The sequence below is a fragment of the Paenibacillus sp. N119s genome (genome assembly GCF_059447605.1).
Genome location: NZ_JCAJRU010000187.1, coordinates 1 through 10,419, shown reverse-complemented (window position 1 = coordinate 10,419; position 10,419 = coordinate 1). Strand labels below are relative to the sequence as shown.

The following is a 10,419-nucleotide window of genomic DNA, read 5'->3' as shown; positions in this document are numbered from 1 at the left end:
TGTTTAATTTGATTCCATTGGTCGTCTCGAATTTCGTATCGTCTTTTCATACGAAAAGTTTACCATTATTGATACTCAAATCATAGTTTTATAGTTTGAAGACACGCTCTAATACGGATACAGTTTCTAAGTAAACACTAAATGCTCTACTGGCTAAGCTAGTAATAGAGGAGCGTACAAAGGTACGACTGTGAGAGAGGTTCCGCAATAGATTTAGTGATTGGAATCAGATAAAGAAAGCCGGAGAGAAAGCGTAAACTTCTTTCCGGCTTTTTGGCATAGTTCAACAGAATAATTACTTGTTCAGCAGTATGAAGTTATTGATAAAACCCTCTTCTTGTATGAAAATGGGGGGGTGAATTTTCGATGTGAAATCATAATAATATACGCCGCGTCTTTCTGCCTGATTTTTCTGAGAAGTGCTACCTAAATAATAAACTCCCTGTGTCTCGAACATAGTCACTAGATGTTCCACGATTTTTAATTTTTATTATCGTATTCTCCGTATGTATAAGTCCCAGTTGATTTCTTTTTGATCAGGCAAGATAATATCTTTGATAAAACCTTCGCCGTCATAAATAACTTTTAAACCAGGCTGAGGATCAGGGTTATCAATATGATACACCGGCAGTGATTTGGTTGCTTCTTCGATCTCTTTATCCTGTTGTTTTTCTTTTTCTAGCTCAACTTGTTGTTCAGCAGTAAGTGGGGCAATAGCAGCTTTAGATTTTTGCTGTTCAGGTACTGGAGTTCCTTTTTCCAATACAACCATGTTATTGTTCTCATCATATTGGATGATTGTACCCGCTAACATTTGGTCAGGGATTTTCCCCCCTTTCTCAGCATGAGAGATTGCCGGGCTGACGACTCCCAAAGAAATGAGTAACGTTGCAGCTAGAAAAGCTTGTGGTAGAAATTTTACTTTCAAACAAAACGCCTCCTTGAAATATTTGTAAATCCATAAATAGCATAAACAGGTCTATCAACATCGTCAACCTTTTTATGGAATATATAAATATATTTAATAGATTCGTGGACAGGTAAAGGCTTTAAATGAAAAAAAGGAGGTTATTGACAACTGTTAAATTATGGACGACAATAGAATGCAATAATAAAAAGTTTTGGAATTTCTGTGTGGAAGGTGGATATGATATGAAGCATACACCTACGATTCGAGCAGAATTAGATAAATATATACAACAAAAAGGTTTGAGCCTAGCGCAATTCGGACAACTTGCAGGCATGAATAGGGGGATAATAAGTGCTATTGTGACAGGAAATAAGTCAATGTCTGTTAACCAGCTTGACCGAATCACTGAGGCTATGGGTTTACCAGAAGGAGAGTTTTACGATCTGTTTATAGAGAACTTCGTCATCGACCATCCCCCGAATATGAGGCGAATCGAGCCGTTTTTGTTTCGCTGTGCGGAGTTAGACAGGTTGGATGAGATCCGTCGAGTGGTGGGAGCCATCATGGACAATCTCCTGTATTCACCCAAGCTATTTGAAATTGCAGAAGGATTGTTGGAGCAGGGACGATTAGAAGCGGCATTGATACTCTATGAGGGAGTAGCTGAAACGGAGAGATATCAACACTCTGAACGTTTGGCAGTCTGCCAATATCGTATATTCACAATTCAAGTTGGAGAGGATCAAAACCGTAATCTCGAGGCAGCAACGCTACTCGAACCCTTTGTGGAACGTCTTGATGAAATGGAACAGCTTGACGCGCTGAAGGATTTAGCTAACGTGTACAGGTCATTGCGTAAATGGGACAAGGTTGATAAAATAGCTCGAAAAATGAGAGCTAAGGCGGAAATACAATATTCGATGAAACATCAACAGCAGAGTCGAATGTGTGATGAGTCTTCCAAGAAACTAAGTCGTCCACTGTTTGTGTACATTGCTTATGCTGATTTGTTGTGTTCAGGTTCTTGCGAAGCTAAAGACGATTACCACCAAGCTCTCCAGTATACATACGCCTACGCTAGTTTAGATTGGGTTTTGGAGAAGGACGAGGATACCCAACACTGGATGGGGTTGTTCCAAAACTGGGCAGAAGGTAACACGTACGTATATAAGCTTTTATCTGGAGATATAAGCGTGCTAAACGATTATGTTCAATATATTATTGCATCAAGTGATAAAGTCGATAAGGAAATGATTGTAAAGCTTTTGAACTGTATGTTTGCTGCTAACCGATTTCAGTTAGACGTGAATGATATACTTAAACGGTTTGAAATGATTATTGATTCTTTTGTACAACAGCCATCATCGGATATGTATACTTATCAAGTAGTACCAGAGCAAACAACACGTTTTAAATATGAACTTGCTAAATACTACTTGAACAGAGGCAATTACTCTTATGGCTTCAAATACCTGCTAGACGTTTTATCTAAATCATTAGCCAATAACAAAGAATCCTTTTTCATTAGATGCATAAGATTATTTGAGCAGTTTAAACAATTTGCTGACGTTAGAACTTTTGTAAAGTATGAAAGTTTAGTTAGTGTAGGGCAAAGAGAAAAATTATTTTACTATTAATATTTTTTTCCTTTATTCTAGAATGCATGGTTTGACATGTTTAAAAATGATACTGCTAATCACTGTAGCTAGTTTTTTGCTGATTGTTACTGTTCCGGATCAAGCCTTAAACCACCACCATAGTACTCAGCCTAACGTTACCATTGGAGGATTTTAAAGCTAGTGCTCTGCCAACCTTATAGTTGGTAGGGCTTTCTTTAGTGCAGGAATTACCACACATACGGGAGAATAACTATCTGAGGTGATCAGCATGAACCATACTTATAAAGTGTTAAAGTCGGATATAGAACTTGTTTGCAGCTGCATTAAGCCAGGTAAAGGTATACGTTGTTCAGTCATTGGCGGAGATTTTTTATCGGTTATAGCCTATGGTGGCACTATAGAAAAGTTTTCGCCTAATTCGGTCAAGATTGCCGGAGCTTATTACATACGGAATCAGTTTGAATTTAGAGTAGATGTAAAAGACTAGCTGGGTAACTAGGATCATGGGTAGATCATCAGTTAGATAAATATTCTGATGGCACAAAGGAAAGATTTATCGTGGAATAAAAACAAGGACTCAACCAGTTATAGAAATTGGTATGAGTCCTTTTTAATGCCCAATAAAAAATAAATATGCAAATATTTAGATTATATTTATAGATTAGCAAGTTTATGTTTAGACAGTGTGAACCCTAGATAATATGATGTGGTTACACAAAACAAAAGGAGATTTTAAATTGAAAAGAATAACTTATCTTGTCCCTCTAATGCTAATGTTTTTCATTGCGTTTACTGGAATAGTTCATGGTGAAACTGCAAGTCCAGTCAAAGTGACTTCAATAACAGCAAGTGATACTAAAATCAATAAGAGTACTATTTTTACTGTTACTGGTGAAAACCTACCCGATCTTTTTGGCAAAAAAAAGGCTTCAAAAGGCGGAGATAATTATAACAATTTTGATTTTAATGATAGTAAAACATCTTGGGGGAAAAACCCAACTGATGAATATGGAATAAATGTTATCTCAAATTCTACGAACGAATTGAAGTTTACTTTAGATGGGAATATATCCAATTACGCTGCTGCTGGACTGTTTAAACTAGGTTTATCTCCTAATGATAAATCACCTACGCCTATAGATTACCCATACTACTATCAAGGTTCGTATGATTTAAAAACAGGGGTGTTTTATCCTGCTCCTCAAATACCAGAACAACTTAAAGGAGTTGGAAAGGATTCCTCTGCTTTGTTAAGTTGGAATAAGAATGAGCAGTCTGATTTTAAAAAGTATAATATTTATCAGGATGGTAAATTCGTAACTTCGATTGAAAATCCAACAACTGAACTTGAGATAACCAAACTTATTAATGGGAGTAAGTATGAATTTCAAATTTCCGCAGTTGATGTATTAGGACATGAATCTTTTAAAAGCGATCCAATTACTATAATTCCTAATGGGGATAATACCGAACCAACTGATTCAGAACAACCTACTGAACCGTCTCAACCAATAGGTAATCGTGCAATCCTGGTAGTCACCATGACAACTGGCTTAGAGAAGGAATTTGACCTAAGCATGAAAGAGGTCAATGACTTTATTGGATGGTACGAAGGTAAGCAGGCTGGTTCTGGATCGGCTTCATATGCAATCAATAAACATGATAACAATAAAGGCCCATTCAGCAGCCGTAAGGACTACATGCTGTTTGATCGTATCCTAACATTTGAAGTAAGTGAATACTCTAAATAAATTGAAAGGCTCTGCTAACCTTAATTGGTTGGCAGAGCTTTTATCGTTTCTAGCAGTTCTGTGTTAGCTGGTATATATTTCGTTTTAGCTTCTTCATATAATTTGCCAAGGTAATCAATTGTCGTCCTTTACCAATGTTGAAAATATGTTTACTATTTAATATTTTTCGTATATATTAATATTCGGAAATTAATTTCTAACAAATATTTCCTGAAGAACTAGATTGAATTAACAGAGGAGATTATTTCAATGAGCATTTCATTAAGAATAGAACGCAAATCCGGTGGTGAACCAATCGAGTTTGTAAAAGGTGAGGTCATTGGCTTTACTTATAAGAATAATAGTTTCATAAACCTTTCAGCTAAGTCTCCAAACTTAACTCATTCGCTACATATTCGAAGCAGAATTCCGCTTCATTCGCTTCCTTCAGTTGTAGACAATGCGGATAAATCCAACATGCTGTATACATGGGCAAACACAGAGTATAAACCTGATAGTGAGGATTACTATCGCAAATGTAATATCCAAATCATTAGAAATGAAAACACAATCCGAGATATTACGTTTACACACGCTTATGTAGATGAGTATCAAGAACAGATTGATACCAGCAAAGAGATCCTTGAGTTTGAACTTGTTTTAAAACAAAAAGAAGATCAATTGGGAAAAATTCAATACAGTCCTCAGTTAGAACCTAAGGAAACAAGAGAAAAGGATCAGTCTGATGTCTCGCAAAAAGTACTGGAAGGCGCATATAGTAAGAATATGTTAGTGTATGCAGGAAATAATACTTTTCCGTTTGAAAATCCGATGGTAGAACTAGAAAAGACTTGGGTGCGAGGCGTAGAGAAGGTAAAGGATTCAACAGATACTGTAATACATTATCCTGATCGTAAAGCATTTACATTAGTAGCTGTTCCTATAGCTCGAAAGAAGTACGGGGACATTACAGCCAATTTACTTCAACATTCACTTGACTACAAACCAGGAAATTTACACTTTAACGAGTGGACGTATGAGGCTCAACAAATTAAAAAATCTAAAGAACATAATATGTATGTAATTGAAAAAGAAGTACAAAAAGCAAACGACAAAAAAGTTAAAGTTTTTTCAAGTTATGGGTCTATTGCAATTGAAAGTGACAAAGATTTATATAACGCTTTTCACAAAATGAAGTACAAAATAGATGGAACATATGTAAAAGGACAATGGGAAATTACTACAATATATTATGATAAATATAATTTTGAATATAATTTTAAACAAATGTTTACTGGGGACAACAAACTCGGTTGGGCTGCGGCCAATCTAACAAATTTAATGGAATCATGGGGAACACTCAATGAGTATACATCTTATGTTACAGTAACTGATACAAAAAAGGCTTGGAAGTGAGGTGTGAAGTGCAGATGAAACGCAGACACATCTACATCTTGATCTCTCTACTAGTTATAACTACTACTATAATTTTTCTAGCAAATTCTGGAGATGACACGATGAGGAAGTACCCTTATGGAAAAGATACGCTAGAGTTTTTTGGAGATGGGACTTTTCAGATTTACAGGGGGGAAGGAGCGGGTGAGCCTCCAATACTATACACTCATCAAATTGAAGCCCCAAATACAGTGATTGATAACGTTCTGTCTTATAAAATAGAAGAAAATATCGTATACGTGGTTGGTGAAAATAGCTTCATTAAGCTGGATTCAAGTACCAACACATACAAGCAAAAGAAACGGATTTCCGACTTTACTTCCGAAGATAGAGAAATATTTAATGAATTAATGGAAAAATAAAAGTAAAGCCTCCAGACTTACCTAGAGCCTTTTTGTGGTGTAATCTGGATTGTGCGACAAAACGGCTATAAAGGGCGAGGTGATGCATAGATGCATATTGAATTTATTACGTCTGATTCTAATGATAGATTACGAGCCGCTTGTTATGAGTATAATTATAAAAAATATGAAAGTGTACAGCGTGACAGGCAATAATGTAAGAATTTCAACGGAAGATCAGACGTGCAAGATCATCTGGAAAGATCATCGTTTGAAATTGCTGACCAATGATGATGTTACAAAATACTTGATAATGATTTTTAGGCAATTTCTTAGAGACATTCTTAGTAAAACAATAATGGCTACTAATCGTCAAAAAAACATTATATATAATAGTAGAAAAAAATTAAGCTTTCAGTAAAATGTGATACCATTCTTGATAACGAAGCTTTTAAGCCTAAAAAAATGTTAATTTAGCTGTGCGTATAAATGCATTAATCCCCTCCAATTGAGCGGTAGTGTAGAAGGCGAACTTTTTAAGTTCGTCTTCTTTTATTTTTTCTGTGACCGCAGATAGTTGCCCAGCACTTATGTATGTTTGCTTAATAGGATGTTGTGAGACACAAACATAAGGAGGCACACCAACAGATGCAGAAGAATAAAACTGGAGTGAAAAAGAAAACCCTCTCTTCTAAACAGACACAGAGGCATGTACACGAATTTGAAGGGAGTACAAAACTGGCTGAAGAAGGCGCAGACCGACATAACCACCGCTTTGCAGGTGTTACTGGGCAAGCGTGCACCAGTTTAATTTCGCAACACTGATTCAGGCACCTCTTGTTTAATGAGTGGTGGTTTGATTAAACCAAAAAGCTCTGCTAACCATAATGGGTCCGCAGGGCTTTTTGCTCTTACAGTGATATTGTACTTCTTGATTTAAGACTAGCTATGATTTAATGCCTTATGATAATCCGCCTGGTTCCGATTGTAAGTATATATTTATGTTTCATCTTTTTGGGTTAGTGTCACCAATAAGCAAGCTCTAATATTAGGAAGACTCGTCTGCTACTTGTTTATTTATCTGAAGTTTTATGGTCTAAGTCATGGTGCAACTCGGTTGCCGGTATTTTGGCACTATAAATTTGACCTTTGGCAACGGGATTAGAGATGTATACATAGTTTCCAGTTCCATCCGGCGCACTTCCTGTTGCCCACAGGCCTTTACTGGATTCTTCGCCTTCAGACAAGTTCCAAAACTCGTATGCTTCAGGTTGAGATTCCTGCTCTGCTTCAGGCGGAAAAGAAGCCGGTACTACAACACCATTTTTTTCTTCTAATTCTTGGATGGCTGCCATCCATTGATACTGATGATAACGGTCACGTGCTAGCATTTTCCGTAGTGTAGCCCTAACGCTTTCATCTTGCGTCATATGATATAGTCTTGCTACCTGCAATCGACCTTGACTCTCTGCATGCAAATTGGAGCGCATATCTGCCAAAAGATTTCCACTTGCAACAATGTAGGAACCGTTCCATGGAACTCCAGTTGAACTAGTAGGCAATCCGCCAAGACCGCTCACCAGTAAATGCTGCGGGTTAATTCCTCCCATAATGGCCGCAGTAACAGGGTCTTTGGCAGCTTGTTCCTGATCTTCTGGTTTAGCCCCATCAAGTAATTGACTAATTAAAGCACACAGCATCTCCACATGCCCTATTTCCTCTGTTCCAATATCCATTAACATATCTTTATATTTTTCATCACCACGACAGTTAAACCCTTGAAACAAATATTGCATCATCACGGTCATTTCTCCAAATTGGCCCCCCAAAACTTCTTGTACCTGTCGGGCAAATAGAGGGTCAGGTCGCTCTACTTTCACTTCGAACTGCAACTCTTTTTGATGTCTAAACATAATCAGTCCTCCTATAGGTTAAAAGCAGTTTGGTGAATCCTAACTATATTAACCTGTTCAAGATGCTATAAAACGAGGATCTGCCGCACAACAAATACACTAATACTAGACTGACGAGAGCCTTCACATTTAATCTTTCGTTTCTTCGGTTTGTACAAAAATAATAAAAGAGGGGAGCATATGGTTCACTTTAAAATAAAAACTTAAAGGAGGCTTAAGCATTGTATTGTTTGGAGGAATATTCAATGGGCAAACTCCAAGCAGAAACGGTGGGGATTTGAGTGTTACTGACCCTCCGGAATATTGATCGTAATTAGGCTAATGTCCGTAACACAAAAAAGGCTGTCCTCTGTAGGAGAAACCTACGGATTAAGGACAGCCTCTTTACATTCATGTAGCCTGTGCTTCGATAAAACATTTTGTACAAACAAAGTAACGCCGGGTGGCAGTGTTAGTGGCAGATCAGGATTCCAGATAAATTTCATCAATGGATACATGGCGTTCCTTGGCCAAATCGATATATTCATGATCGTTAATTCTTACTAAGGGTCTAAAGTAATCCACAGGATTGTTCAGGATAATTGTTCCTGTCTGGCCTGTATTCAATAGAACCTGCTTATTAATGAAATTTGGAAGCATATGTCTGATGAATATTTGGGTAGTTTCTGGATTTAGATGTCCAAAGCTCATGCTGTGCAGCTCACGTAATACGGTGAGTAACTCCTGTTTTGTCTGATACACACGATTGGAAATCATCGCACTGTATACGTCGGCAACAGCCGTTATGCTGGCAAAAGGATGAATATCTTCCTTGAACAGTCCATGGGGGTACCCGCTTCCGTCTTCGCGTTCGTGATGCTGCAAGGCGACAATTGCTGAAATCTCATCGCTGGTTGAATTGCGAATAATATCATAGCCATACTGAGAATGTTTCTTCATCTCATGAAATTCTTCAGGTGTCAGTTTATCCGGTTTGTTCAAAATTTCATCCGGGATCATGGACTTGCCTATATCGTGTAAATATCCAGCTTTACCAGCCGCATATGCCTCTTCCTCTGTATATCCAAGCCATGTGGCAATGTAATATGACAGTATACCTACTTGGAGAGAATGATTATAGGTATAGTGATCTCCCCGTTCCATAATTAACAGCAGAGATACGACATCTTTTTGACGAGCCAGTTCTGAAACGAGAGGGCCGAACAGCTCATCAACTCGATGTTCCTCAAATTTTCCAGTTGAGGAAGCTTTGAGGAACATGCTTTCAAAGCCACTGATCGTTTGCTCCATGAGGGGAACGGCGCGTTTGAGGGACTCGGGGGAAGCTGGAACATCGGGGGCAAAGCCAACCGGAATGCTCGCAGAACCAGCATCAATGTCAATATAATCGACACCGTGCATAATGAGCTTGGAAATATCGTCTTGCTGAAGCTCGGTACCCTGTATCATGACAGGTACACCGTGCCCGTTATATGTATCGGATTTGAGGCGATCTCCCGGCTTGGCATCGGTAACGTGAACTCTCATGTGCTAACCTCCTTATTGTCGTAAATTTGTCGAAAATACGAAACAAACCTAATATATCAAGAATTATATGGGATGACAACGACTAATTTACTATTATTCCAAGCTGTAAAATAGGTCCCAAGGGCCCGTCTCTTTTGAGTTATATATAGAAGGCAAATGTCTATGATTTCATTATCTATGTCCACCTCATATGTACCATATTGCTAAATATCATGGTATGCTTAAACATTAGAAGCTCCAAAGTCGATATATAAAATATAGAGGAGGGCGGTTATGGAGATGACGACACGGCAAACGTTGACCATTTTGCATACCAATGATATCCATAGTCATTTTGGCAGTATGCCTTCGATAGCCGCGATGATCAATGAACGAAGAGCTGTATTAGGGGATGCGCTACTTGTGCTGGACATAGGAGACCACATGGATCGGATGGCCCCCGAGACGGAAGGAACGCTCGGTGGGGCAAATGTGGATGTGATAAATCTGACAGGATACGATGCAATTACGATCGGTAACAACGAGGGACTGACTTTTACCCCGGATATGATTGAGCAGGCTTATGCGGGGATCCATTGTCCAGTCGTATGTGGCAATATTACAGAGCGTGCTACGGGGATGATTCCTTCGTGGATGAAGGAATCCCTTATTTTGAACAAAGCAGGGATCAAGATCGGTTTACTTGGTGTGACAGCACCCTTTGCAGAGTTTTACCAATTGCTGGGCTGGAATGTGCTCGATCCGTTTGAGGTGCTGGGGAAGCAGATCGCAGCAATCAGAAAGCAGGTGGATGTAGTAGTCGTGATGTCTCACCTGGGGTTACCCTCTGATGAGCAACTAGCGTCTCAGTTTCCTGAAATTGACGTGATCCTTGGCGGTCACACTCACCATGTGCTGGAGGAACCGCTGCGGATCGGGAACAGC

8 protein-coding genes and 2 pseudogenes are annotated in these 10,419 nt (G+C 38.6%); 7 read left to right on the top strand and 3 right to left on the bottom strand.

The annotated features are described in order from the left end of the window. Window positions 1–490: 490 nt before the first annotated feature. Window positions 491–928, bottom strand: a complete 438-nt coding sequence (locus AC5V8P_RS18880) for a hypothetical protein (protein ID WP_064796253.1) — start codon at window positions 926–928, stop codon at window positions 491–493. Window positions 929–1,152: 224 nt separating this feature from the next. Between AC5V8P_RS18880 and AC5V8P_RS18875 the strand changes: the two genes are divergently transcribed. From AC5V8P_RS18875 to AC5V8P_RS18850, 6 genes and pseudogenes are all read left to right on the top strand, one after another. Then, the gene (locus AC5V8P_RS18875; protein WP_064796252.1) at window positions 1,153–2,547 is read left to right on the top strand and encodes a helix-turn-helix domain-containing protein; all 1,395 of its coding nucleotides are present in this window, start codon (window positions 1,153–1,155) and stop codon (window positions 2,545–2,547) included. Between the two features lie 250 nt (window positions 2,548–2,797). Next, a pseudogene (locus AC5V8P_RS18870) lies at window positions 2,798–3,016 on the top strand (hypothetical protein). 250 nt (window positions 3,017–3,266) lie between these two features. Beyond that, a complete protein-coding gene (locus AC5V8P_RS18865; protein WP_064796251.1) occupies window positions 3,267–4,280 on the top strand; it encodes a fibronectin type III domain-containing protein in 1,014 nt (337 codons plus the stop codon). 249 nt (window positions 4,281–4,529) lie between these two features. Next, on the top strand, window positions 4,530–5,675 hold the full coding sequence (locus tag AC5V8P_RS18860) for a hypothetical protein (protein ID WP_064796250.1): 1,146 nt from the start codon (window positions 4,530–4,532) through the stop codon (window positions 5,673–5,675). Window positions 5,676–5,689: 14 nt separating this feature from the next. Further along, entirely contained in the window at window positions 5,690–6,076 is a 387-nt protein-coding gene (locus tag AC5V8P_RS18855; protein ID WP_064796249.1) for a hypothetical protein, read from the top strand. A 627-nt stretch (window positions 6,077–6,703) separates the two neighbouring features. Beyond that, a pseudogene (locus tag AC5V8P_RS18850) lies at window positions 6,704–6,853 on the top strand (YmaF family protein); the annotation flags it as partial. A gap of 275 nt (window positions 6,854–7,128) precedes the next feature. Here the strand turns inward: AC5V8P_RS18850 and AC5V8P_RS18845 are convergent. Continuing rightward, window positions 7,129–7,968, bottom strand: coding sequence for a manganese catalase (locus AC5V8P_RS18845; RefSeq protein WP_064796247.1), 840 nt, complete (start codon window positions 7,966–7,968; stop codon window positions 7,129–7,131). Window positions 7,969–8,430: 462 nt separating this feature from the next. Beyond that, the gene (locus AC5V8P_RS18840) at window positions 8,431–9,495 is read right to left on the bottom strand and encodes an HD-GYP domain-containing protein (protein ID WP_064796246.1); all 1,065 of its coding nucleotides are present in this window, start codon (window positions 9,493–9,495) and stop codon (window positions 8,431–8,433) included. Window positions 9,496–9,768: 273 nt separating this feature from the next. Here AC5V8P_RS18840 and AC5V8P_RS18835 point away from each other — a divergent pair. Next, window positions 9,769–10,419, top strand: a 651-nt coding sequence (locus AC5V8P_RS18835; RefSeq protein ID WP_495473775.1) for a bifunctional metallophosphatase/5'-nucleotidase, incomplete at its 3' end; no start/stop codon positions are given.

What these genes read in the sequence shown, in the direction of transcription:
- AC5V8P_RS18875 (WP_064796252.1), top strand. Translation starts at nt 1,153, where the DNA reads ATGAAGCATACACCTACGATTCGAGCAGAATTAGATAAATATATACAA.
- AC5V8P_RS18840 (WP_064796246.1), bottom strand. Translation starts at nt 9,495, where the DNA reads ATGAGAGTTCACGTTACCGATGCCAAGCCGGGAGATCGCCTCAAATCC.
- AC5V8P_RS18855 (WP_064796249.1), top strand. Translation starts at nt 5,690, where the DNA reads ATGAAACGCAGACACATCTACATCTTGATCTCTCTACTAGTTATAACT.
- AC5V8P_RS18860 (WP_064796250.1), top strand. Translation starts at nt 4,530, where the DNA reads ATGAGCATTTCATTAAGAATAGAACGCAAATCCGGTGGTGAACCAATC.
- AC5V8P_RS18845 (WP_064796247.1), bottom strand. Translation starts at nt 7,968, where the DNA reads ATGTTTAGACATCAAAAAGAGTTGCAGTTCGAAGTGAAAGTAGAGCGA.